Raw genomic sequence first — 25,253 nt, 5'->3', positions numbered from 1 at the left:
CCCATTTGACTCCGCCCCCGATAGCTCTACTTGCCGTAGGCCACCGAGGGCAGCCAGGTGACCACGTCGGGGAAAAAGGCGACCACCAGCAGCCCCAGCAGCTGCAGCAGGATGAACGGAATAACGCCCTTGTAGATATCCAGCAGCGAGATGCCCGGAGGACAGACGCCCTTGAGATAGAACAGGGCGAAGCCCACCGGCGGGGTCAGGAACGAGGTCTGCAGGGTGACCGCCACCAGCAGCGCGAACCAGACCAGCTCGGGGTTGTCCACCACCCCGTGACCGTCTATATCCAGCCCCAGGGCCTTCACCACCGGCGCCAGCAGCGGCAGGATGATCAGGCTGATCTCGATCCAGTCAAGGAAGAATCCGAGCAGGAAAACCACACCCAGTATGAAGGCAATGATCCCGTAGGGGCCGAACGGCAGGCCGGTGAGCGTGGACTCGATCAGCTCATCCCCGCCAAGCTCACGCAGCACCAGGGCAAACACCGTGGCACCGACGAAGATGGCGAAGATATAGGCCGAGGTGTTGAAGGTGTTGATGGTCACCTCTTTCATCACCGCCCAGTTTAGCTGGCGATAGCCCAGGGCAATAACCATGGCACCCAGGGCACCGATGCCACTCGCCTCCGTCACTGTGGCGATACCGGCAAAGATCGAGCCCAACACGGCCAGGATCAGGGCGGCCGGCGGCAAAATCGTCTTGAACACGCCCCAGACCACCCTCAGGCTGACCGCCTGAACATCGTCCGCGAGCGGCGCCGAGGCGGGCTTGAAAAAGGAGATACCGAGAATATAAAAAATATAGAACAGGCCCAGTATGATCCCGGGGAACACGGCCCCCATGAACAAGTCGCCCACCGACAGGCCCAACTGGTCGCCCATGATGACCAGCATGATGCTGGGCGGAATCAGGATGCCGAGACAACCGGCACCGGCCACTGTGCCCAGGGCCAGGGTCTTGCTGTATTTCTGGCGCATCATCACCGGCAGGGACATCACACCCAGCAGCACCACCGAGGCGCCAATGATGCCGGTCGAGGCCGCCAGGATGATACCGATGATGGTCACCGAGATCGCCAGTCCGCCGCGCACCCGCCCGAACAGCCCCTGCATGGCGTGCATCATGCGCTCGGCGACGCCGGACTTGTCCAGCATCAGGCCCATGAAAATGAACATCGGCAGGGCCACCAGCACCCAGTTGTCCATGATGCCGAAGATACGCCCCACCGCCAGGCCGAGGGTCGAGTAGTCGAGACCGGTCATGGTATCCAGGTGGTTGTCTGCCAGATAGCCGACACCCGCAAACAGAATGCCAATGCCCGCCAGGGCCCAGGCCACCGGAAAACCGGTAAACAGCAGCGCGATGAAACTGACGAACATCGCGATAACAAGGATTTCATTCATTTCCACGACTCACTCCTCCCCGCGCTGTTGGTTGTCACCGGTCACCTCATTGCCCTGCTCCTGCACCCGGAACAGGTGGCGAAGCATGGAGACACGCCCCGGATAGGGCTCCTCCGGCTCCCGGGCCAGATGCAGCAGCAGCGTCACCTCGCGAATCAGGCGCGCGATGGCGGCAATGAACAGCAGGGCAAAGCTGATCGGAATAACCGACTTGATAACCCAGCGATAGGGCAACCCGGTGGGGTTTTGGGAACTCTCGCCGATCTGGTAGGAGTAGTTGACCCACTCCAGGCTGTGCAAAAAGATGACCACGATGAACGGCAGCAGCAGGAACAGCAGGCCGAAGATCTCCCAACGGTGCTGGGCGGTACGGGAGAGGTTCATGTGCACGATATCCACCCGAATGTGGGAATCGTTGGTAATGGCGAAGCTGAGGCCGAACATGAAGCCGACGGCATAGATGTGCCAGATCAGCTCTTCCAGATAAACCTGTCCGTTATTGAAGCCGTAGCGCAGCACGACCTGGACCAGGATAATGCCGATCAGCAGCACGTTGCTCCACGCCATCACCTGGCCGACACGTTGCACGAATCCGTTCAGGGCATCGACGATGGGAATGCGGTATTCCAGATCGTTGGGTTGATTCATCTCTCGCCTCAAAACTGTCTCGGGATCGCCCGACCTTGGTAACGCGCAGGCAGGCGGATCATGGGGATAAAAAAAGCGGGCGGTATGGGTCAGGGATCGGAGTCAAACCTGCTCCCACCCACGGGGTCGGCCCCCGTGAGTCCGGAGCAAATTTGACTCCGATCCCTAACCCGCAGACCGAGGGCAGGGAGCCCGGAACCGGGCCCCCTTCCCCATTACGATTACTGCTCGCGCACCGTGCCCGGACGGGGCAGGAAGGCCCACTTGTTCCAGACCGCATAGTCGTTGCGGAAGCTCTCCAGGTTGTCCCAGATCGCCTTGAACTCGGGATCCTTGGCGGACTCCTCGGCCACCACTTCGGACCACTTGCCCCTGAATGCATCCAGGATCTCAGGAGACCAGTAGCGGTTTTCGACGCCGTTCTTCTCCAGATTCTCCTTCATCTGCGGGAACTGGATTGCCTCACCCAGCGCCAGGCCGTCCAGCATGGCGGCCTTGCAGCTCATCTCCACCAAGCCCTGCTGTGACTCATCCATACCCTTCCAGGTATCCCCATTGATGACCAACTCGAAGAGGGTGGCGGGCTGGTGCCAGCCGGGGTAGTAGTTGAACTTGAGGATTTTGTGAAAACCGAGCAGCTTGTCGATGGCCGGCATGGAGAATTCGGTGGCATCGATGGCACCCTTCTCCAGCGCCGGGAAAATTTCGCTGGAAGGCAGCAGGCTGGTGGAGACACCCATCTTCTCCATCACCAGCGCACCCAGACCGAAGAAGCGCATGCGCACACCCTGCAGGTCCTCCGGCTTATCGATGGGCTTGCTGAACCAGCCGGAGGTCTCCGGGGCAATGATGCCGCAAGGGATGGCATGCACATTCAGCCCCTTCTTGTCATACATCTCCTGCCACAGCTTGCGGCCTTCGCCGTAATAGATCCAGGCGAGGAACTCCGGAGCATCCGGGCCGAACGGCACGGCGGAGAAGATGCCAGCCTTGGTGCCAAGCACCCCGGTGTTGTAACCCGGCGTGGTGTAACCGGCATTGACCTTGCCACTGGCCACCGACTCCAGGATCTCCTTGGGCGGGATTAGCTTACCCGGCTCATAGACCTTGATCTTGACACTGCCGCCACTGGCGACGTTCAGGTGCTCGGCCAACCACTTGGGGGTACTGCCCAGGCCGGTCAGGTGGGTGCCGAAATAGACCGGCACCTTGAGGAGGGTGTTCTTTTCCGCCGACAGTGCAGCACCGCTGGCGACACTCAGGGCCAGGGCTGCAGCGGACACTACCGAGATCAGTTTTCGATTCATCGTTTTTTTCGCTCCAATGGGGAAACAGGGTGACAGCCTCCCGGTCAACCGCCTTCTCTCCGGCTTTTACCCTGCTCGGATCACAATCCCGAGACGGTTTGACGAGGCCATCCTGTCGCCTGGCCAATTGGTTAACTGGTCAGGCCAATTTATTAATAACTCATGGAATTTGTATTGTCAAACATTCAGGAGCGAGAAAAAAACAGCCCATCACACCTTATTTATAGCTCCCTTACTGCGCTATTTTTGTTGAAAATTTGATAAAATTGGCCGCCAGGACTTCTCTTTTTTAAAAAATCAATCTAAACTCAAAAACAATTGGTCTTACCAGTTGTGAGGAAGCAGAGACCACAGAATGAAACAGCAACGACTTTCCGACCAGATCGCGGAGAAACTGGAGGCGATGATTGCCGAGGGCAACCTCAAGCCGGGCGAGCGACTCCCGGCCGAGCGTGAACTGGCCCATCGGCTGGAGGTTTCAAGGCCCTCGCTGCGTGAAGCGATCCAGAAGCTGAACAGCAAGGGCCTGCTCTCCACTCGCCATGGCGGCGGCACCTATGTCTGCGAATCCCTGGAGCCGTCGTTTGTCGATCCGTTGATCACCCTGCTGCGGGAGATGCCGGAATCGCGCTATGACGTACTGGAGATCCGCCATGCCCTGGAGGGGACCGCCGCCTACTACGCCGCCCTGCGCAGCACCGGCGAGGACAAGGAGAAGATCAGGCTCTGTTTCGAGGTGATGATAAAAAACCACGGCAGCCCCGACCCGATGGACGAGGCGCGCGCCGACGCCGCCTTTCACCTCTCCATTGTGGAGGCGTCGCACAACCTGGTGCTGCTGCATGTGATGCGCGGGTTGTTTACCCTGCTGCAAAGCAGTATCTCGCACAACCTGGACAAGCTCTACACCCTGCCCCGGGTGTTCGAGCCGCTCAGTAACCAGCATGAGCGATTGATGAACATGGTGATCGAGGGCGATGCGGAGAAGGCGCGGCAAGCGGCGCAGGAGCACCTGGTTTTCGTTGAGGAGTCGTTGCAACAGATTGATCGCGAAGAGGTGCGCAAGCAGCGCTCCCTGCGCGGCCTGTCGGCTTGATCACATTAGCCGCGAGGAGTGGTGAGCTACACAGGGGTCGGAGTCAAATGGGTGCACAAGCTGTGGGATTAAACTGGCACCTTTTGCCCCATTTGACTCCGACCCCTTTGTTAGTAGTTTTGCAGGGTGGGTTAGGCGCACCTTGCGCAGGGGATGGCCGTTTGCATTGCACCGGGCGCGCGCCGTAACCCGCCGTTTGGCAGTTGCGGAACCGGTGGGTTACGCAGCGCCCCGGTATTGTCGTAGTCTGGAATTATTGTGCCATAACGCCGCTAACCCACCCTACGAAACTGACTATTTGCGTGTACTGCACAGGGGTCGGAGTCAAATGGGGCCAAAAATGCCGGTTTAATCGTACAGCCTTGAACCCATTTGACTCCGACCCCTTTGGCATAGGGTGGATTACAACACTGACGTAGCGACGCTCAGGTAACTATATTTTTTATTATTTGCGTGTATTCGCGTTCATTCGCGGCTAAAAAAAACGAAGTCCGATCATTGTTTACAATGGTGGTAGTTAGTTAATCCTTTTGGTTTAAAGTACTCAGGAGTCTCCATGTCTCTGGCGAAGCATTATCCGGACAGACCGGACAAGGTCTATTTCTTCGGCACCTGCCTGATCGACCTGCTCTATCCCGAAGCCGGACTCGCCGGCATGCAGCTAATCAAGCGCGAGGGCGTGCAGGTGATCTTCCCGCAGGATCAGACCTGCTGCGGACAGCCCGCCTGGAATTCGGGCTACCGCGACGAAACCCGGGCGGTGGTACTCAACCAGATCCGCACTTTCCCCCAGGATTATCCCATCGTGGTCCCCTCCGGCTCCTGCGCCGGCATGCTGCGCCACCACTATCCGGAGGTGTTCAAGGGTCGGCCCGAAGCGGGGCTGGTGGAGGATTTCTCGCAGCGCGTCTTCGAACTGACCGAATTCCTGGTGCACGTGCTGAAGATTGAACTGCGGGATCTCGGGGAACCCACCAAGGTGGCACTGCACACCGCCTGTTCCGCGCGGCGCGAGATGGGCGTCGCCGACGAGCACGAGGCGTTGCTGCGCCAGCTCGGCAACGTGCAGCTGGTAGAGCAGGCGCGCAAGGCCGAGTGCTGCGGTTTCGGCGGCACCTTCGCCGTCAAGCACCCCGACATCTCCGCCGCCATGGTGACGGACAAGGCCAAGGCCATCACCGACACCGGCGCCGACCAACTGGTCAGCGGTGACTGTGGCTGCCTGATGAACATTACCGGCCACATGCAGCACCAGGGCATTGGCCCCAAGGGTCAACACATTGCCAGTTTCCTCTGGGAGCGTACCCATGCAGCAGAAAGCTGAATTCGAACAGCGTGTACAGAAGGCGCTGAACAACCCGCAATTGCGCCGCAACTTCCGCGTCGCCATGGACGGGCTGATGGAGAAGCGGAGCAACGCCTTTCCGGACAAGGAGGCCCTGGAGGCGTTGCGCATCACCGGCGCCAACATCCGCGCCAACGCCCTGGTCAAGCAGCCGGAACTGCTGGAGCAACTGGAGGCCAACTGCACCCGCAACGGCATCCAGGTCCATTGGGCCGAGACCATCGAGCAGGCCAACCGGATCGTTCTGGAGATCATGGAACGTCACCAGGCCACCGGCATGATCAAGGGCAAGTCGATGGTCTCCGAGGAGATGGAGCTGAACCACTTCCTGGAGGCCCAGGGCAACAGCTGCATCGAGTCCGATCTGGGCGAGTACATCATCCAGCTGGACCATGAGACCCCCTCCCACATCATTGCCCCGGCCATCCACAAGAGCAAACAGGAGATCGCCCAGCTGTTCCAGGAGAAACATCCCGATATTCCCTACAGCGAGGATATCGAGACCATGACCCGCAGCGCCCGCAAGATCCTGCGCGGCAAGTTCTTCGAGGCCGATGTGGGACTCTCGGGAGTCAACTTCGCGGTGGCCGAGACCGGCACTCTCTGCCTGGTGGAGAACGAGGGCAACGGCCGCATGTGCACCACCGTGCCGCCGGTACACATCGCCGTCACCGGTATCGAGAAGGTGGTGGAGAAGCTGGCCGATGTACCGCCGTTGCTCAAGCTGCTGACCCGCTCGGCCAGCGGCCAGCACATCTCCACCTACTTCAACATGATCAGCTCGCCACGCAAGCCGGGCGAACGGGATGGTCCGACCGAGGTGCATCTGGTGCTGCTGGACAACCAGCGCTCCAGGATCTACGCGGACGAGGAGCTGTTCGACAGCCTGCGCTGTATCCGTTGCGGCGCCTGCATGAACCACTGCCCGGTCTACACTCGCATCGGCGGCCACGCCTACGGCTCGCTGATCCCCGGCCCCATCGGCTCGGTGATCGAACCGCAGAAGTTCGGCCTGGAAAACTTTGGCGTCCTGCCCACCGCCTCCACCCTGTGCGGCGCCTGCGGCGAGGTCTGCCCGGTGAAGATACCGCTGCCGAAACTGCTGCACCGGCTGCGCTACGAGCAGGTACGCAACGACCACACCGGCGCCACCATCGGTCAGGGTTCGCAGCGCTCCACCAGGGAGGCACTGATCTGGAAACTCTGGAGTTGGGCCCATGCCAACCCCGCCGTATATCGCGGTGGCACCCGGCTGGCCGGCCTGTTGCGGGGGGTCGTACCCAACAAGATCGGCCCCTGGACCCGGGTGCGCACGGCCCCGAAAATCGCCCCCAAATCGTTACACCAACTGGCCCGGGAAGAGGGTTTTGAGAATGAGTAAGGCACGCGACAATATCCTGGCCCGGCTGCGCGCCAGGAATGCCGAAAAGGCACCCGTGGATCTGGATCGCACAGTCGAATCACCCGACTGGAGCCGGGAGGAGCGCATCGACCGCTTCTGCAAGGCGATGCGCTCGGTCAAAACGGAAGTGCACACCGTTGGTCGGGAGAACTGGGCGAAAAAACTGGCCGAGCTGAGCAAACAGAAAAAGCTGAAAAATCTGCTCTACGCCCCGGCCGGCCCGCTGGCGGAACCGATTGAGGCCGTCTGGAGAGCCGGTGAGGGACTCCCGGAACTGGTGACCCGGGAAGTGGAGGTGGATGGCTGGAAAGAGGAGCTGTTTTTCGATATCGATGCCGCCGTCACCTCCACCCGCAGCGCCATCGCCGAGGTGGGGGCGATGATCCTGTGGCCGACCCCGGAAGAGCCGCGCACCTTCTCCCTGGTGCCGCCGGTGCATATCGCCGTGGTGGAAGCGGACCAGTTGCACAACACCTTCGCCGATGCTATCGCCGCCGAGGAGTGGACCTCTGGCATGCCGACCAACGCCCTGCTGATCTCCGGCCCGTCGAAATCGGCCGATATCGAACAGACCCTTGCCTACGGGGTGCACGGCCCGGTGGAGCTGATCGTGCTGCTGATTGAATAGGTCGTCGTTCGATAACGATCGAGGCCAACGGAGACTTCCACGAATGTAGGGTGGATAAGCCGGTAGGCGCATCCACCATTGCCTACTCACCCGCTCTGTAAGTGATTGGCCTGCCTTGTTGGCCGATCTTGGTGGCACCTCGCATCCGGCCCCTTTTTCAGATTCAAGCCTGCCCTTGTTTGAGCAGATTCAAGCCTGCCCTTGTTTGAGCGAAGCGAGTTTTGTCCACGGATGGACTTATGCCGCGGAGGCCATGAGGAGTGGTACAGGGATGTACCGTTTACGGAGCCAAGGATGCAATGGCCGGGAGCGGCTTGGGCAGGCGCTGAAAAAGGGGCCGGATTCGAGGAGACTAGCCATCGTATGAGGCCGCTCCTGGGCATCCCTGCCCCCGCGGCATTAGTGAATCCGTTCACGTCGCCGGCAAGGCAGGCCAATCACCCCGTGAGTAGTTACCATTTTCTTTGCGATCTTGGCATCTTTGCGAGAGTATTCCCTATGACGCAACTGTATTCAGGGTGTCGGAGTCAAGCCGGGTGAGTTGGATCAAATGTTTTTCGGATATAGGCGGCTTGACTCCGACACCGATCAATCCCCTACGACGCAATTAAAGCGTGGCCCACCGGAATCCGGATGTTTGAAACCGCACTGCAACGGGAAGTGGAAGCCCTGACTCAACAACTGCTGGCCAGCGCCGGCGCATACTTCCGTCAGGACCCCGGGCAGGTGGTGGTCAAGTTCGATCTCACCGGCAAGGCCGCGGGGATGGCGCTGTTCCCGCACCGAGCCACCCCTGTGATCCGCTACAACGCCCTGCTGTTGACGGAGAACCGGGTGGACTTTCTCAAGCGCACCGTGCCCCACGAGGTGGCGCACATCGTCGCCCGACGCCTCTTCGGCCGCCGTATCAAGCCCCACGGCCCCGAATGGCGCCAGGTGATGCAGCTGTTCGGCGCCGAGGCCTCGCGCTGCCACAACTATGATGTGAGCCGCTCGACCCGTCGCCGCCTGCAACGTTTCGCCTACCGTTGTGACTGCCGCAACCATGAACTCAGCAGCATCCGCCACAACCGGGTGTTGCAGGGCCAGACCTATCTCTGCGTCAACTGCAAGCAACCCCTGGTGCAATCCTGCGAATAGTGCCGCGGCCCGACCGAATCCAGGCGGAAGACCAGCCGCGAATGCGCAATGCCCGATCATTGTCGCTTTAGAAACAATCAAAATTCCCAAGTCATAAAACGGTAACAGCCGGAGTTTAGCCTTGCGCCTGCCATACGCAATAAAGGTAAAACAACGGCTGCCATGCAACATACCCTCGAAGACTGTCTCTGTTCCATCATCCGCGGACGCTCCCTGACGGTGCTGTTCCAGCCCATCGTGGACAACAAGAAACGCGCCATCTTCGGCTATGAGGCGCTGATCCGCGGCCCCTCCAACACGCCGCTGCACTCCCCGGTCACCCTGTTCGAGACGGCCGCCCGCCATGGCCGGCTGGTGGAGCTTGAGGTGCTCTGCCGCGAGGTGTCGATCCAGCAGTTCGTGCGCCTCAACCTGCCGGGCAAGCTGTTTCTCAACACCACCCCGGAGAGCCTGTTTCAGCCCAACTTCCGCACCGGTTCCACCCTGGACATACTCAAACGGGTCGGCCTGTCCCCGGACAAGGTGGTGATCGAGTTGACCGAGCAGTTTCCCACCGAGAATTACGAGGCGATCCGCGAGGCCAAGCATCACTACAAATCGATGGGCTTCGAGATCGCCATCGATGACCTGGGCGCCGGCTATGCCGGGTTGCGCATGTGGTCGGAACTGCGTCCGGATTATGTGAAGATCGACCGCCACTTCATGCAGGATATCCACGAGGACGGGGTCAAGCAGGAGTTTGTCCGCTCGATCAAGAACATCGCCCGGGGACTCAATTGCAAGGTGGTTGGCGAAGGCGTCGAGACCGCGGATGAATTCCGTTGCGTGGCCCAATTGGGTATCGAATTCATTCAGGGTTACTATTTTGCCCGCCCGGCGCAAATACCGGTGACCGCGGTGGACAAGAGCGCCTTCACCCAGACCCAGGATGACCTGATACAGGGGGCCGGGCGCGGCTTCTTCTCCAAGACCATCGGCGATCTGCTGCTGCGGGTTCCCGGGATTGCCGCCACCACCAGCATCGAGGAGGGCGCGCAGATCTTCCAGATGGCGCCGCAACTGGAGAGCCTGCCGGTGATCGACCAGCAACAGCCACTGGGGCTGGTACGGCGCAACAGGCTGATGACGCTGCTGCTCACCCGTTACGGCCGCGACCTGCACGGCAAAAAACCGATCATGCAGTTTCTCGATACCCACACCCTGATGCTGGAGACGCACCTGCCGATTGAACAGGCGAGCAGCCTGGTCAGTGAGCAGATGAAGCAGAACAAGGAGCTGGATTTCATTATCACGGAAAACGGCAGCTATCTCGGCATGGGTTCGGTGATCGACCTGCTCAAGGTGATCACCGAGATGCAGGTGCGCAGCGCGCGCTACGCCAACCCCCTGACCCTGCTGCCCGGCAACGTACCGATCTACGAGGAGCTGGACCACCTGCTACGCGAACAGCAGGAGTTCGTGGTCTGCTATTGTGACCTGGACAACTTTAAACCATTCAATGACAAGTACGGCTACGAGAGGGGTGACCGGGTGATCAAGGATCTGGCCGACATCCTGCGCTCGGAAGTACAGCAGGAGCGGGACTTCATCGGCCATATTGGGGGCGATGACTTTATCCTGATCTTCCGCAGCGACGACTGGCAGTCACGCTGTGAATCGATCCTGGCCCGCTTTGCCGAAACCGCCCCCGGCTACTACAACCGGGAGGACGGCTCACAGCAAGGCATCTGGTCCCAGGACCGGGCCGGCAAGTACCGATTCTTCCCGCTACTCACCCTCTCCATTGGCAGCGTGGAGCCAGATCCGACGGCCTGTAAAAGCCACCATGACGTGGCCGCACTGGCCAGCGGCGCCAAGCGCGAGGCGAAACGCCAGCAGGGCAACAGCCTGTTCATCGAGCGTCGGCGCCGCCCCAGCAATCCGCAACCGCGGGAGGCGGTGGCCTGATTCTCGACGATGTACCGAACAGGGCAGTAACACGCCTGTCACAAACACCCGTTATAAATTGCACCCCATACCCCCCTGGTAACCCCGCCGCGGAGAATGATATGAACCGTTTCAAGCACCTCACCCTGCGTTTCCGTCTGATGGCGGGGCTCGCCTCCATCGTCACCATCATGGGCATGGTGGTACTGATCAACATCGTCCAGATCAACCGCAATCAGGCACTCACCGAACGCATGGTGGACGTTCAGGCACCCCTGGTCCAGGCCAGCCTGAAGCTGAAGGCGGGGGTCGACGCCTCCCTCGCCTCCCTGCGCGGCTGGATGCTGTTGGGCGACCGGCAGTTCATGGAAGCCCGCAAGGGCACCCTGACCGGGCAGATCGATCCGGCACTGGCGCAGTTGCGCGCCCTCGCCTCCCGGGACGATCCGCAAATTCAGCGGCAGCTGTCCGATATCGACCAACAGCTCAAGGAGCTGATGGAGATACTCGCGCGGATCGAATCCATCGCCCATACCCCGGAAAACATCCCGGCCCTGAAGAAATTCAAGGAGGAGGCCGAACCGCTGGCGGATATCATGTCGACCAAAATCGCAAGGATGATCGACCTGGAAAAATACCTGGAGTCGAGCCAGCTGCGCAAACAGGTGCTGGCCAACATGGCGGAAGTCCAGGGCACCCTGGTGCTGACGATTACAAACATCCGCGCCTTCCTGCTGACCGGAGATGAAAAGTTCATTAACAATATCGAGGTCTTCTGGCAACGCAACACCACCCGCTTCCAGGAGCTGGGCATGGCAGACGTGATGTTCAGCGAGGAGCAGAAGGAGGAGTGGCAGGCCTATCTCAAGGCCCACCGTGCCTTCCGTTCGCTACCGGAGGAGATCATTCAACTGCGCAGCGAACCGAACTGGAACCAGGCCAACTACTGGATGAGCCAAAACGCCATCCCGGCGCAGCATGCACTTGAGGCGTTGCTGGTCTCCCTGTCGCAACATCAGGAGCAGCTGCAGCTGACCGGCGCTGCCCGGGTCAAGGAGAACAGCGGGCAGATGATCCTGACCAACTGGGGTTTGCTGGCGGTTGGCGCACTGCTGGCGCTGGCGGTCGGAGTCTCGGTCAACCGCAGCGTGCTGGGTTCGATCCGCCGGCTCTCCGATACCATTCTGCAGGTGGAGCGATCCGGCTCGCTCTACCTGCGCGCGGCCGACGACAGCCGCGATGACATCGGCGCAGCGGCCAAGGCGTTCAACAGTCTGCTCGATTCCTGGCAGCAGGTGATCATCACCGTCAATGGTTTTGTCGAACACCTGGTCAGCGACATTTCACGCTCCTCGCAGGCCAACACCCAGACCCTGGAGAACATGAGCGAGCAGCGGCATAAGACCAGATCCATCGCCAGTGCGCTGGCCGATCTGCAGGACAAGATCAACCAGGTGACGAAGAATGCCGAACTGGCCGCCGCCGTCAGCGGACAGGCGGACCGGGACGCCGGCGAGAGTGTCGGGATCATCGAGACCACCCGGAAGGTAGTGATCGAACTCTCAGACGAAATGCAGCAGGCACATAACGAGGTGGACAAACTTTCCAGGGACAGCGTGGAGATCGAGAACATCCTCAAGGTGATCCAGGAGATTGCCGAACAGACCAACCTGCTGGCCCTGAACGCCGCCATCGAGGCGGCCCGGGCCGGCGAGGTGGGACGCGGCTTCGCGGTAGTGGCCGACGAGGTGCGCACCCTGTCGAAACGCACCCACGACTCGGTCCACCTGGTGCAGAACACCATCAACAAGATCCAGAAACGGGTCGTCACCGTGGTCGGCTCCATCGACAGGAGTCAACAGCGCATGCAACAGACCGTGGAGCAGACCGGCAACACCGAGGACGCGCTCAAGCGTATCGCCCAGGGCATCGCCTCCCTCTCCTCCATGAACAGTGACATCCTGGAAGCGGTGACCCACAAACAGGCGGTGGCGGCCATGATCAACCACGATGCCGGCGACATCTCGCACTTTGCCGACCAGACGGTGGATCAGGCGCGACAGGCGGTGGAGGCCGGCACCAGCCTCTCCAAGCTCTCCCAGGAGCTGAAACGACTGGTGTCCGGCTTTTCCGTCGACGCGCAGACGCAACCCGACGGCCAGGTGATCAGCCTGTCCGGGGTCTGGTCGGATAGGCCGCACCCGGCCGAACAAGCGGAACAGGATGCCATGTTTACCCTGCAAGCGACCCGCCTGTCCGCCTGATTCCAGGCGTCTGTCGGGCTTGCTCGACAGACTCGCCGATCCACACGCCAGCACTTTATTAACCCGCATCGCCTTGCCCACCGCTGGCGATCTATACTGTCAATGAGAGGTCGCCGCCCACCTTTACTCGCCTCTCGACAGGTTGGCGTTCCAAAGGATCATGACCAAGAACAACATTCACTTCCACCTGCGTCTGCTGACCCTGCTGACCCTGGTGATGTTTCTCGGACCGGTTGCCGCCGCTGAACCGGCGCTCGATACGACCGATCTTACCGGCTCGCTGCAGGAACAACTCGCCACGGGCGAGTCACTGCAGATACTGCCGGTCCCGGACTGGCCGCGGTTGAGGCAGATCTACCACGACTACGGCAACCGGTTGCTGTGGCATGACCCGTCGGGCCGAATCGCCAGCGCGGGCGGCGCGCTGCAACGCTTCATCCGCGACAGCACAAGGGTCGGACTTGAACCGCGCAATTATCACGCGCTACACCTGGACGACCCGCAGCTCCCGCAAGTCCAGCAGGTGGTGCGTAATGACCTGCTGCTGACCGATGGTTTCCTCAGATTGAGCCGGCACCTCGCCCAGGGACAGCTCGATCCCGGCAGCGTCGATCCGCAATGGAAAATACCGGTGGAACAGCTGGACAGCGCCCAGCTGCTGGATCGGGCGGTGATCAACCTGAATCCGGTCCCTGCCCTGGAGTCCCTGAGTCCGCGATCCCGCAGCTACCGCCGCTTGCTGCAGGCCCTGGCGGAGTATCGCCGGATAGCCGACCGGGGCGGCTGGCCCGCCCTGCCCGACGCCCCGCTGCTACGCCCCGGGGCGCAGCACGAGCTGATACCGCGGCTGCGTCAGCGACTCATCGCCTCGGGTGACCACGGCGATGGGGCGCCGGATGACCCGAATTTATATGATCCCCCGTTGCAACAGAGTGTGGAGCGTTTTCAGCAATCCCATGGCCTCAAGCGCGACGGCATCGTCGGTCCCAACACCCGCGCCGCCCTGAACATCAGCGTGGAGCAGCGGATCGCCCAGATAGCGTCAAACCTGGAGCGCTGGCGCTGGCTACCGCAACACTTGGGCGAGCGCTACATCCTGGTCAATATCGGCGGCTATCTGCTGCAGCTGGTGGACCGGGATGAGGTGCAGATGGAGAAACGCACCATCATCGGCCAGCCGAAGCGCAATACCCCCTCCTTCACCACCCGCGTGACCCATCTGGTGGCCAACCCGACCTGGACGGTGCCGCGCCGCATCGCGGTGGAGGACCTGCTTCCGGAGCAGCGCCGTGATTCCGAATACCTGCTGCGCAAAAACATCCGGATCCTCCAGCGCGAGGGTGAACAGTGGGTGGATCAGGACCCGGCCATGATCGACTGGGGTGAATACAATAAATACAATTTCCCGTTCCAGCTACGCCAGAGCCCCGGAGACGGCAACAGCCTGGGACGGATCAAATTCCACATGCCCAATCCCTATGCCATCTATCTCCACGACACGCCGGCCCGGGGGCTGTTTGAACAGCCGGTCAGGGACTTCAGTTCCGGTTGTGTGCGGGTGCAGGATATCGGCGAGTTGGTTGACCAGCTGCTGACCGACAGCGATCTGGAGACAACACTCTCCTTTTACGACCAGTTGGAATCCCGTGAAAGCGGCTACATCAGGCTAGCGGAGCCGATCGATGTGTTCCTGGTCTATTTCACCGCCTGGGTGGACGCCAGCGGAGAGATCCAGTTCCGCCCCGACATTTACAATCTCGACCGTCCGCTGATCCTGAACTTGCGGCAACAGTATCCGTCCGAGGAGAGTAAACTCGCCCATCAGCAACCAGAGAATATTCCCCTTCCCGATTGACCCCTCCAGCGCGCCCGAACGCCCTTCCAGTCAACGCGTGACCAGGCTCACACGGCTGGCAATCGGTGTCGGTTTCATATAGCATCTAGCGAAATTTTTGGATATAAAACAACGAACTCAGCCGAAGCTATTGGGGAACCCGGCTACATGGCGGTTAAAAAGAAAACAGATCCGGGCCTCCGGACACCCACCCTCAGTCGACGCGGATTTCTCGGCGGCTGTGCCGCGGCAACCGCCGTCCTGGTAATGCCCAGCGCCTTTGCCGGCATCAACCGGGCAGCGGAACGCGCCCTGGCGCTGCACCACCTGCACACCGGCGAACGCAGCCGGGTCACCTACTGGGCCGAGGGCGCTTACCTGCGGGACGGACTGCAGGAGATCAACCATCTGCTGCGTGATCACCGCACCGGCGACCAGCATAAAATGGATCCGCAACTGTTCGACCTGCTATACCAGGTACAGGCCCGAATCGGCTGCCGCGGTGAATTTCACATCATCTCTGGCTATCGCTCCCCCAAGACCAACCGGATGCTGCGCAACAACAGCGGTGGCGTCGCCAAACGCAGTCTGCACATGGACGGCAAGGCGCTCGACATCCGCCTCTCCGGCTGTGACATCAAGCAGCTCCACCGCGCCGCCAAATCGCTCAAGGCGGGTGGGGTCGGGCTCTACACCCAGTCCAATTTCGTGCACGTGGATACCGGGCGGGTCAGGTACTGGTAAAACCGCGACAGACCGCTCCCCCGGCGGACCTTCCCCGATCTTGCCGCCTGGCCCTACCCTTTACCCACAAATGCCGATGAACATGCGTGTAGGATGGGTGCAGGCGCGGTTCCATTGTTGACGGCAATACGCAACGGTCGGCGCGCCGTAACCCATCTTCGGATGCGGATGCAGTTGCACGATGGGTTGCGCGCCGGAGAGGGAACCGGCGGACAGTTCATGGAGGCGCTCCACCCATCCTACGCCTGGATGCAGTCCGACCCACTTATGGGTAAAGGGCAGGCCTGGCCCTATCTCGCTGAAAGCCTTGCCGCGTAGAGTTTACCCAGTCGCTCGACCCGCCTTTTGTTCACGCCCCCATCACCATATCCGACCCGCGAGGCGGAACGGATATGGATCTGCCGCCGGGCGCCATCCACCCGGACTTCGAGGTCGTCCACAAAGCGGAAAATGGCCGAGCTGAAGGTGGCCGCCAGGTAGTCATCACGCGCCGCCAGCACCGTCCCGCCCATCTCCTCGATCAGGCTTTTCAGCAAGGGCAGTGCATCCGCCTGCCCGCCCGGGGGAAACTGGAGGGGGTCGGTGTAATGCGCCCTATCCTCCCCATACTCGCTACAGACGCAGTTCGGCTTGTCTGGACATTTCGCCAGGCCCCCGTCGACCAGCCCCGGAGGTTCGCCCGACCAGGAGACCATGCCCAGGGCAAAAAACAGCAGCATGACCGCGGCGGCTATTGCCAATATGATGATAAACGCGATTTTCATAGGGCCACTGCCTGTTGTGTGACGGGGGTGTCTTCCGGGATGTTTGTCTCAGGGAATCTGATTGCGATCCAGCCAGGCGGCGATGGGCCGTGGCCGCTTCCAAAACCGGCGCAGCGCGCCTCTGTCCAAATGGTAGCTATGCCCGTTGCAGGTATAGAGCCGGATGGAATCGAGCCGCTTCGCCCGGACGGCATCGACCAGCGGTTCAAGCCAGGCCTCAAACTGCCCGACCTGCTCCCGCCAGGCGTAGGGATCGGCACAGAGCACCGGGCGTTGCAGCCGATCGTAGCAGACCAGCAGTTCTTCCCCCGGCTCATCGAGCAGCGCATCGGCCCGGGCGGGAGTCCGCTCAAGCGGTGTCTCCGTCACCCGCGCCAACCCCCGCAACAGGGACGAGTCACCGTACAGGCCCGCCAGCCCGGTCGCTGATATCTGCGCCAGCCTGCCCCCACCGGAGAGCCAGAGTCCGCTAACCGGTCCCTTGCCAGCCTGATCCCGCCGGGCATTGAGATCCGCCGTGTAGAACAGCATCTGGATCTCGTTCAGCACCCCGTGCCAGCGTATCCCCTCCTCCCCTTCGGGCAGAAACAGGTCCATATTACGGCCAAACACCTCGGCCAGTTCGCGGGTCCTGAGGTGGGGAGATGAGTTGAGTGAGAGATACCAACGATGGGGATGGCGCACCTCCACCTGCCATCCCTCCTCGGCGAAATGGCTGTTGAACAGGTCGGCCAGTTCCTGCGCCTCTTCAAGCGTCAGTTCAAGATCCTCGGTATCGAACAGCAGCAAACGGTCCTGATCCGGCCGCAGATAGACCGGCGTCAGCTGCAGCCAGTAGCGGTCATTCGCAGGGGCCCCATCGCCGATTCGGCGGATGGCGGCGGTGGGCAGGTTACCCCCTTCCTCGGCGGTTATGCCAAACAGCCCCAGCAACACCGACTCCAGATCCCGGCCGGGGTGTTCCAGTTGCCGGCCACGGGCGAGCAGCCGCTCCAGCAGGTCGAGGCGGAGCGGCTCGTTAGTGTGCGCCAGGGCCGGCATCGGACCCAGCAGACCAGGAACCAGCAGATGTAGGTTTCGTATAGGCGTCATAATGTTGCGAGGATGGAACTGTCAGTGGCGTGGAGTAACTAAGCGTAGCGCATCCACCCGGCGTTGTAACCGTCCTGGCGGTCCGACCCGGGCGAAGTTCACCCCCAGCAGCAAACATTACTCTCGCCAAGACGCCAAGAGCGCAAAAATTGAAGCAAGGAATGGGTTTTCCTTGGCGTGCTTGGCGAGAGTCCATTGCCATCTGTCAGCCAGAGGCGCTCGACCCATGCATAGGTTAAACCGGATGCGTCCCCCGGCTGAGCCGGGGGACTACCTCGGAGATTCATGGCGGGGGCGCCGTGCGCGGCGCAATATCAGCCTTCCAGCGTCTCCATGCGGATGCGCATGACCGGACCGGTCACCGAGGGCAACGCCTCGATCCGGGCGATCGCCTCGTTCATCTTCCGCTCCAGCACTTCGTGGGTGAGCATGATGAGGGAGACCTGGGGGTCCCCTTCCGCCGGCTCTTTCTGCTTGATCGCCTCGATGCTGATACCGCAATCCGCCAGGATGCGGGTGATCTCGGCCATCACGCCCAGTTTATCCGCCACCTGCATGCGCAGGTAATAAGAGGTTTCCACATCCGCCATGCCGAGGATCGGCAGATCGGAGAGCTTGTTGGGCTGGAACGCCAGATGCGGCACCCGGTTCTCCGGATCGGTGGTCAGGGCGCGCACCACATCCACTACATCCGCCACCACCGCGGAGGCGGTCGGTTCGGCGCCGGCGCCGGCGCCGTAGTAGAGCGTCGGACCCACGGCGTCACCCTTGACCAGCACCGCGTTCATCACCCCGTCCACATTGGCAATCAGCCGCCGCTCGGGGATCAGCGTGGGGTGCACGCGCATCTCGATGCCCTGTACTGTCTTGCGGGCGATGCCCAGGTGCTTGATCCGGTAACCCAGTTCCTCCGCGAAGGCCACATCCTGGCGCTCGATGCGGGTGATCCCCTCGGTGTAGGTCTTGTCGAACTGCAGCGGGATGCCGAAGGCGATGGAGCTGAGGATGGTCAGCTTGTGAGCGGCATCGATCCCCTCCACGTCGAAGGTGGGATCGGCCTCGGCATAGCCGAGTGCCTGGGCCTCGGCCAGCACATCCTCAAAGTCCCGGCCCTTGTCGCGCATCTCGCTGAGGATGAAGTTGCCGGTGCCGTTGATGATGCCCGCCAGCCATTCGATCTGGTTGGCCGCCAGCCCCTCGCGGATCGCCTTGATAATGGGGATGCCGCCGGCCACGGCCGCCTCGAAGGCCACGGTGACCCCCTTGGCCTGGGCGGCGGCGAAGATCTCGTTGCCGTGCATGGCGATCAGCGCCTTGTTGGCGGTGACCACGTGCTTGCCGTTTTCGATCGCCTGCAGCACCAGTTCCCGGGCCGGGGAGTAGCCGCCGATCAGTTCGATGACGATCTCGATCTCGGGATTATTGACCACCGCGAAGGCATCATCGGTTACCTCGATCTGTTCCAGGCCGCTGATCGCCTCGGCGTTGTATTCCCGCGCCGCCGCCTGGGTGATGCGGATACCCCGGCCTGCGCGACGGGCAATCTCCGCCGCGTTACGGGTCAGCACATTGACCGTGCCGCCACCGACCGTACCCAGACCCAATAATCCTACCTTGACCGCTTCCAAACTCGCTCTCCCGTTATTCTGTTTACTTCTGGTTGTTCAGGGCACCACTACCCGAAAAATGTCTATTCTACCGTCAGTTTGGCATCCTTGCGGATCATCTCGCGGATGCCGCGGATCGCCTGCCGGGTGCGGTGCTCGTTCTCGATCAGGCCGAAGCGCACATAGTCATCCCCATGCTGACCGAAACCGATACCCGGGGCCACCGCCACCTTGGCATCCTTCAGCAGCTTCTTGGAAAACTCCAGCGAACCCATGGCCAGGTACTGATCGGGTATTTTGGCCCAGACGAACATGGTCGCCTTGGGTCGTTCCACCGGCCAGCCGGCCACGTTCAGGCCGTCGCACAGCACGTCGCGACGGCGCTGATACATGTCGCGGATCTCGCGCACACACTCCTGTGGCCCTTCCAGGGCCTGGATGGCCGCCACCTGGATCGGCGTGAACATGCCGTAATCCAGATAGGACTTCATGCGCGCCAGGGCCGCCACCAGCACCTGGTTGCCGCACATGAAGCCAACCCGCCAGCCGGGCATGTTGTAACTCTTGGACAGGGAGAAGAACTCCACGGCAATATCCTCCGCGCCCTTCACCTGCAGGATCGAGGGGGCCACGTAGCCGTCAAAGGCGATATCGGCATAGGCCAAGTCATGCACCACCCAGATGTTGTTCTGGCGGGCGATCTCGATCACCTTCTCGAAGAAGTCCAGCTCGACGCACTGGCCGGTGGGGTTGCCCGGGAAATTGAGTACTAGCATCTTCGGCTTGGGCCAGGAGTCGACGATCGCCTCCTCCAGCTTGTCGAAGAAATCCACTTCCGGCACCAGCGGCACGTGGCGGATATCCGCCCCGGCGATCACAAAGCCGTAGGGATGGATCGGATAGGCGGGGTTGGGCACCAACACCGAATCGCCCGGCCCCAGACAGGCCAGCGACAGATGCGCCAGGCCCTCTTTCGAGCCGATGGTGACGATGGCCTGGGTCTCCGGATCCAGCTCCACATCGTAGCGCTCCTTGTACCATTTGGTGATGGCGCGACGCAGCCGGGGGATACCCCGCGACATGGAGTAGCGATGGGTATCCTTGCGCTGGGCCGCCTCCACCAGTTTATCCACGATATGCTGGGGAGTGGGCTGATCGGGATTGCCCATGCCGAAGTCGATAATGTCCTCGCCCCGCGCTCGCGCCGCGGCTTTCAAATCATTGACGATATTGAAAACATAGGGCGGCAGGCGCTTGATTCTAGGGAACTCTTCCATCTCGGGCGTTGACACTGGGGACCTCTTGACTGCACTGATTCAGTGGCTGGAAAAAAGGGTTTAACGTAACCGAGCGGTTACAGCCATGTCAATGTAAAAACCCGGTATCAGTCGGCGCATGTGATCCCGCCCCGGCTTCCAGGGTGGGTTACGAGCGGAAGGGGTCGGACGGGCGATCGGGATTCTCTTTGCAGGGAGTGCGGCGGACTGCTATCTTTGCCCGCATGAAATTCTCTGTCGCAGACCAGTCAAACGGCAATACCATTCACGCCTACACGGATGAGAGTGTGGTGGTACGTGGCGTCACCTTTTCCAGCAGCCTGGTGATCATGCCCGACCGCATCATCCCGGACTGGCGCCCGGACTCCTTTCAGGCGTTGGACGAGGCCGACTTTGCCGCCCTCCTGGAGCTACGCCCCGACCTGGTGGTGCTGGGGACCGGCCAGCAGCAGCGCTTCCCGGACCCGCGCCTCTATCGCGCGCTGATCGAGGCCGGCATCGGCATCGAGATCATGACCACGCCGGCGGCCTGCCGCACCTACAACATTCTGACCTCGGAAGGCCGAAGAGTGATCGGTGCCCTGCTGTTCGACTAGGTGAACCCAGTCGCGGTGCCTCGTACAACATCGATCGGCAGCATTTTTTTAACCGTAATCCCCTACCGACTGGAACCACGATGCAATCCATCCTTTTTGAGCAGCGGCCGATCACCCCGTCCAAGGTGGTCTGTATCGGCAGAAACTATGTCGATCACGCGAAAGAGCTGAACAACGAAGTCCCCGCCTCGCCGGTCATCTTCATCAAGCCCAACTCCGCTATCAGCAACGAACTGTATGCCGGCACGGCGCAGCCCCTCCATTACGAGGGTGAGATCGCCCTGCTGATCATGGAGGACGCCATTGCCGGGGTCGGCTTCGGCCTCGACCTCACCAACCGGGAGATCCAGAACGAGCTGAAAGCCAAGGGACTGCCCTGGGAGCGGGCCAAGGCGTTCGACCGGGCCGCCGTGTTCAGTGATTTTGTCCGGCTGGCGGACCCGGTTGAGTCACTGCGGCTGGAACTGCGCATCAACGACAGCCTGGCCCAGCAGGGCGGTTATGAGCTGATGATCTTCAAGCCGGATTTTCTGCTCGAGGAGATCGCCCACACCTTCACCCTGGAGGACGGCGATATCATCCTCACCGGCACCCCCAAGGGGGTCGGTGCCTTCAACCGGGGGGACCGGTTCATCGGCACCATCCTCTCCGGCGACAAGACGCTGGTCTCGCGGGCATGGACCGCGCTATAGGAAACCACGGGAGGAACCCACGGGACATGTCCGCCGACGAAACAACACGCTATCCGCTGGACACCATCCGCACGATCCTGGAGCGGCTGCCGCATGTCGAGGCGCTGGGCCTGAGGGCGATCGAAATGCACCGGGGCTCCTGCTTGTTCGAGGTGCAATATGCCCCCCACCTGGTGGGCAACCTGGAAACCGGCGTAATCCATGGCGGCGTCATCACCACCCTGATGGACAGCGCCGGCGGGGCCGCCGCCTTTTCCGTGGTCCCCGCCGGCGCCTCGGTCGCCACCCTGGACCTGCGCATCGATTACCTGAAACAGGCGGAGCCGGGAAAGGCCATTCGCGGCCACGCCGAGTGCTACCGCCAGACCCGGCATGTGGTGTTTGTGAAGGGACACGCCTATCAGGACTCCACGGATGACCCGATCGCCCATTTTGTCGCCAGCTTCATGGTTGGCTCGGTAGGATTCGCACCCGATGCACAGCAGTGATACTTCGCTATTTGAAAAAATCATGCACCTGAAAGCGGCCGGCGAGTTCGCCGCCATCAGCGCGCTGATCCCCTACAGCGCCTTCGTCGGTCTGGAACTGGTCTCGGATGAAGGGGGCCTGCTCACCATCCTGCGCGGCAAGCCAAGCAATATCGGCAACACCACCATCCCGGCGGTCCACGGCGGCGTGGTCGGGGCCATGCTGGAGCACGCCGGGGTGATGCACATCATCCATGAGTGCGACATCGCCCGCTTCCCCAGGATCATCAACATCTCGGTGGATTACCTGCGCCCCTGCATCGGCAACCGGGATACCTTTGCCCGGGGTTACCTGATCAAGCAAGGCCGCAGCGTCTCCAACGTGCGGGTGGAGGCATGGCAGGACAACCCGCAGCGACCGGTGGCCGCCGCCCATGCCCATTTCATGATGGGGTGAAGTTGACACTCCGGCAAAAACCGTAGGTCCGTAGGTTGGGGTGAGCTTGCGAACCCCAACATGAGGGCTCGCGCAAAAATAAGTTCCGGTATTCGGTCGCCACTGGACCCCGCCGCCAGCGTTACGCTTTTTGGCAAGGGAACAACCATTGCCTGCAAAGCGTGCCTTGCCGGCATGGTCCAGTGACACCTCGGCACTACGAAATTATTCTTGCGCGAGCCCTGAGCGGTAGACAAAACCGCCGTTTGTTGGGGTTCGTTCCGGTCATCACCAATCTGTGGTCGATTTTGGCATTGGGTGTGGCTGTCGATTACGAGGGGCCGATCTGGTCACCCCAACCTACTCGCTATTCCGCCCGCCGCGTCCGTAAAGGTGTTACTGGTTGTTGTGCAACCCGATCACCACATCGGCCGACGAGTTCTCACCCTGTTTGGCCGAGTCGCTGCGGATCAGCTCCAGCTGTTCCAGGTACTGGGGACTGACATCGCCGGTGACGTACTGGCCGTCAAATACCGCCGTGTCGAACCGCTTGACCACGGACTTGTCCTCTTTCTTGACGGCGGAGATGAGATCCTCGATATCCTGGAAGATCAGCCGGTCGGCGCCGATGATCTCCTGCACCTCCTCCACGCTGCGGTTGAAGGCCACCAGTTCGTGGGCCGAGGGCATGTCGATGCCGTAGACATTGGGGTGTTTCACCGGCGGCGCGGCGGAGGCGAAGTAGACCTTGGCAGCACCGGCCTCGCGGGCCAATTGCACGATCTGCTGCGAAGTGGTGCCGCGCACGATGGAGTCATCCACCAGCAGCACCCGCTTGCCCTTGAACTCGGAATCGATGGCGTTGAGTTTCTGCTTGACCGATTTCCTGCGCACCTGCTGCCCCGGCATGATGAAGGTGCGGCCGATATAGCGATTCTTGATAAAGCCCTCGGCATACTCCACCCCCAGCGCGGTGGCCAGGGCCAGCGCCGCGGTGCGGCTGGTATCCGGTATCGGGATCACCACGTCGATATCGTGATCGGGCCAGACCCGCTTGATCTTGCCGGCCAGCTTGGTGCCCATGCGCGAGCGCGCCTTGTGAACGAAGATGTTGTCGATAATGGAGTCGGGGCGGGCGAAGTAGACAAATTCGAAAATGCACGGGGTGTGCTCGGTATGGGCGGCACAGACGCAGCTGTGCAGCTTGCCGTTCAGGTCGATGAAGATCGCCTCGCCCGGGGCCAGGTCGCGCACCCGCTCGAAATCCTGGGAGTCCAGCGCCACGCTCTCCGAGGCAATCATGTATTCGGTGCCCTGGTCGGTCTCGCGCTTGCCGAAGATGATGGGACGTATGCCGTGGGGATCACGGAAGGCGACCATACCGTAGCCGATGATCATGGCGACGGCGGCATAACCACCGCGCGAACGCCGGTGCACCGCGGCAACCGCCTTGAATACATCCTTCTCGTCGATACGCAGTTTGCCCAGGCTGTGCAGTTCATGGGCAAACACATTCAGCAGCACCTCGGAATCTGAAGAGGTATTGATGTGACGCAGATCTTCCCGGTAGAGATCCCCTTTCAGTTCATCGGCATTGGTCAGGTTGCCGTTGTGCGCCAGGGTGATGCCATAGGGAGAGTTGACATAGAAGGGTTGCGCCTCGGCCGAGGAGGAGCTGCCGGCGGTGGGATAGCGCACATGGCCGATCCCTATGTTGCCCTTGAGGTTGATCATGTGTTCGGTCCTGAACACATCCCGCGCCAGACCGTTGTCCTTGCGCAGATGGAGTTTCCGTCCATCCATGGTGACGATTCCCGCCGCATCCTGCCCGCGATGCTGCAACACCAGCAGCGCCTCGTAGATCGCCTGATTTACCGGGCCGTAGCCAAAAATTCCGACAATACCGCACATGATCTGCCTACCCTTGAGAGTCTTCTGATCGTTAAATAAATTTAAACTTTTCGCCGATATCCGCAGGCAGCAGCTGTTTCAACCAAACTGCAAGATCCTGGAAATATCCGATCAATTGTGACTCCTTCCACCAAGGATCGTTTGGAAAGGGGGTTAACCCTGCCAAAAGTACCAGTATCGCTACCAGTATAGCTCCCCGTGCTGCTCCAAACAGTATGCCAATGAGCCGGTCCGTCCCACTCAATCCGGTCTTGTCGACCAACTGGCCCACCAGAAAATTTACCAGCGCGCCCAGCATCAGGGTCGCTATGAAGAGAATAAGAAAGGCGGCCCCCAGCCGGACCGAGGGAACCGTGAACCAGTCCAGTTGCAAGGCCAGTTCACGAAAAAAGGTCCAGGCGACCCAGAAGGCGAGCACCCAGGCAGCCAGCGACAGCGCTTCGCGCATGAAACCGCGCACCAGACTGATCACCGCCGACAGGCCGATAATGCCGATAATGACGTAATCAATCCAGACCATTCAGGACAGCGCAACCGTGCTGGGAATAGACGTTAAATTCATAATCGGATTTTTGTCTTGGAAAACACAAAATTTTAACAGAGGCATTCCGCCAGCAGAAGCGAATAATGCCACAGCCGCTAATGAAATGGGGGGTTATCTCAGGGAT

General features: G+C 60.9%; 22 protein-coding genes. 13 read left to right on the top strand and 9 right to left on the bottom strand.

What is annotated here, in order from left to right:
• Nucleotides 1-26: 26 nt before the first annotated feature.
• From NPX02_RS17880 to NPX02_RS17870, 3 genes are all read right to left on the bottom strand, one after another.
• Nucleotides 27-1,409: a TRAP transporter large permease gene (locus tag NPX02_RS17880; RefSeq protein ID WP_305792924.1), complete on the bottom strand. Its 1,383-nt coding sequence runs from the start codon at nt 1,407-1,409 to the stop codon at nt 27-29.
• A 9-nt stretch (nt 1,410-1,418) separates the two neighbouring features.
• Entirely contained in the window at nt 1,419-2,057 is a 639-nt protein-coding gene (locus NPX02_RS17875) for a TRAP transporter small permease subunit (protein ID WP_260295223.1), read from the bottom strand.
• Between the two features lie 221 nt (nt 2,058-2,278).
• The gene (locus NPX02_RS17870; protein ID WP_260295222.1) at nt 2,279-3,364 is read right to left on the bottom strand and encodes a TRAP transporter substrate-binding protein; all 1,086 of its coding nucleotides are present in this window, start codon (nt 3,362-3,364) and stop codon (nt 2,279-2,281) included.
• A 355-nt stretch (nt 3,365-3,719) separates the two neighbouring features.
• Here NPX02_RS17870 and NPX02_RS17865 point away from each other — a divergent pair, with 355 nt between their 5' ends.
• The 9 genes from NPX02_RS17865 to mepK all read left to right on the top strand — a co-directional run bounded on the left by NPX02_RS17865 (nt 3,720) and on the right by mepK (nt 15,743).
• Complete coding sequence (locus NPX02_RS17865) at nt 3,720-4,460, top strand: FCD domain-containing protein (RefSeq protein WP_260295221.1); 741 nt, start codon at nt 3,720-3,722, stop codon at nt 4,458-4,460.
• 556 nt (nt 4,461-5,016) lie between these two features.
• Complete coding sequence (locus NPX02_RS17860) at nt 5,017-5,784, top strand: (Fe-S)-binding protein (protein WP_260295220.1); 768 nt, start codon at nt 5,017-5,019, stop codon at nt 5,782-5,784.
• A complete protein-coding gene (locus tag NPX02_RS17855) occupies nt 5,768-7,186 on the top strand; it encodes a LutB/LldF family L-lactate oxidation iron-sulfur protein (RefSeq protein ID WP_260295218.1) in 1,419 nt (472 codons plus the stop codon). Before NPX02_RS17860 ends, NPX02_RS17855 begins: the two co-directional genes overlap by 17 nt.
• The gene (locus tag NPX02_RS17850) at nt 7,179-7,835 is read left to right on the top strand and encodes a LutC/YkgG family protein (protein WP_260295217.1); all 657 of its coding nucleotides are present in this window, start codon (nt 7,179-7,181) and stop codon (nt 7,833-7,835) included. The genes NPX02_RS17855 and NPX02_RS17850 overlap by 8 nt, the downstream gene beginning before the upstream one ends.
• Nucleotides 7,836-8,468: 633 nt before the next feature.
• Nucleotides 8,469-8,975: a SprT family zinc-dependent metalloprotease gene (locus NPX02_RS17845; RefSeq protein ID WP_260295216.1), complete on the top strand. Its 507-nt coding sequence runs from the start codon at nt 8,469-8,471 to the stop codon at nt 8,973-8,975.
• Between the two features lie 162 nt (nt 8,976-9,137).
• The gene (locus NPX02_RS17840) at nt 9,138-10,922 is read left to right on the top strand and encodes a GGDEF domain-containing protein (protein WP_260295215.1); all 1,785 of its coding nucleotides are present in this window, start codon (nt 9,138-9,140) and stop codon (nt 10,920-10,922) included.
• A 101-nt stretch (nt 10,923-11,023) separates the two neighbouring features.
• Nucleotides 11,024-13,165, top strand: coding sequence for a methyl-accepting chemotaxis protein (locus NPX02_RS17835; protein WP_260295214.1), 2,142 nt, complete (start codon nt 11,024-11,026; stop codon nt 13,163-13,165).
• Nucleotides 13,166-13,325: 160 nt separating this feature from the next.
• Entirely contained in the window at nt 13,326-15,020 is a 1,695-nt protein-coding gene (locus tag NPX02_RS17830) for a L,D-transpeptidase family protein (RefSeq protein ID WP_260295213.1), read from the top strand.
• Between the two features lie 147 nt (nt 15,021-15,167).
• A complete protein-coding gene (mepK, locus tag NPX02_RS17825) occupies nt 15,168-15,743 on the top strand; it encodes a peptidoglycan L,D-endopeptidase MepK (RefSeq protein WP_260295212.1) in 576 nt (191 codons plus the stop codon).
• A gap of 290 nt (nt 15,744-16,033) precedes the next feature.
• Here mepK and NPX02_RS17820 read toward each other — a convergent pair whose 3' ends face one another.
• From NPX02_RS17820 to alaC, 4 genes are all read right to left on the bottom strand, one after another.
• Nucleotides 16,034-16,507, bottom strand: a complete 474-nt coding sequence (locus tag NPX02_RS17820; RefSeq protein ID WP_260295211.1) for a DUF1499 domain-containing protein — start codon at nt 16,505-16,507, stop codon at nt 16,034-16,036.
• 48 nt (nt 16,508-16,555) lie between these two features.
• Nucleotides 16,556-17,599, bottom strand: a complete 1,044-nt coding sequence (locus tag NPX02_RS17815) for a hypothetical protein (RefSeq protein WP_260295210.1) — start codon at nt 17,597-17,599, stop codon at nt 16,556-16,558.
• Nucleotides 17,600-17,913: 314 nt separating this feature from the next.
• Nucleotides 17,914-19,227, bottom strand: coding sequence for a homoserine dehydrogenase (locus tag NPX02_RS17810; protein ID WP_260295209.1), 1,314 nt, complete (start codon nt 19,225-19,227; stop codon nt 17,914-17,916).
• Nucleotides 19,228-19,289: 62 nt separating this feature from the next.
• Complete coding sequence (gene alaC / locus NPX02_RS17805; RefSeq protein ID WP_260295233.1) at nt 19,290-20,483, bottom strand: alanine transaminase; 1,194 nt, start codon at nt 20,481-20,483, stop codon at nt 19,290-19,292.
• Nucleotides 20,484-20,707: 224 nt separating this feature from the next.
• Here alaC and NPX02_RS17800 point away from each other — a divergent pair, with 224 nt between their 5' ends.
• The 4 genes from NPX02_RS17800 (at nt 20,708) to NPX02_RS17785 (ending at nt 22,695) form a co-directional block, all read left to right on the top strand.
• Complete coding sequence (locus NPX02_RS17800; RefSeq protein WP_260295208.1) at nt 20,708-21,079, top strand: Mth938-like domain-containing protein; 372 nt, start codon at nt 20,708-20,710, stop codon at nt 21,077-21,079.
• Between the two features lie 80 nt (nt 21,080-21,159).
• Nucleotides 21,160-21,771, top strand: coding sequence for a fumarylacetoacetate hydrolase family protein (locus NPX02_RS17795; protein ID WP_260295207.1), 612 nt, complete (start codon nt 21,160-21,162; stop codon nt 21,769-21,771).
• 26 nt (nt 21,772-21,797) lie between these two features.
• Nucleotides 21,798-22,259 carry a PaaI family thioesterase gene (locus NPX02_RS17790; protein ID WP_260295206.1) on the top strand — a complete coding sequence of 154 codons (462 nt, stop codon included), beginning with the start codon at nt 21,798-21,800 and terminating at the stop codon, nt 22,257-22,259.
• Nucleotides 22,246-22,695: a PaaI family thioesterase gene (locus NPX02_RS17785; protein ID WP_260295205.1), complete on the top strand. Its 450-nt coding sequence runs from the start codon at nt 22,246-22,248 to the stop codon at nt 22,693-22,695. The genes NPX02_RS17790 and NPX02_RS17785 overlap by 14 nt, the downstream gene beginning before the upstream one ends.
• A 375-nt stretch (nt 22,696-23,070) precedes the next feature.
• Here the strand turns inward: NPX02_RS17785 and purF are convergent, their stop codons facing one another.
• Both purF and NPX02_RS17775 read right to left on the bottom strand, forming a co-directional pair.
• Nucleotides 23,071-24,585, bottom strand: a complete 1,515-nt coding sequence (gene purF / locus NPX02_RS17780) for an amidophosphoribosyltransferase (RefSeq protein ID WP_260295204.1) — start codon at nt 24,583-24,585, stop codon at nt 23,071-23,073.
• 31 nt (nt 24,586-24,616) lie between these two features.
• Complete coding sequence (locus NPX02_RS17775; protein WP_260295203.1) at nt 24,617-25,105, bottom strand: CvpA family protein; 489 nt, start codon at nt 25,103-25,105, stop codon at nt 24,617-24,619.
• Nucleotides 25,106-25,253 lie beyond the last annotated feature (148 nt).

Origin of the sequence: Sedimenticola hydrogenitrophicus, from assembly GCF_025175675.1 — a bacterium.
GTDB lineage: Bacteria > Pseudomonadota > Gammaproteobacteria > Chromatiales > Chromatiaceae > Sedimenticola > Sedimenticola hydrogenitrophicus.
This window is presented reverse-complemented; position numbering and strand designations above follow the sequence as displayed.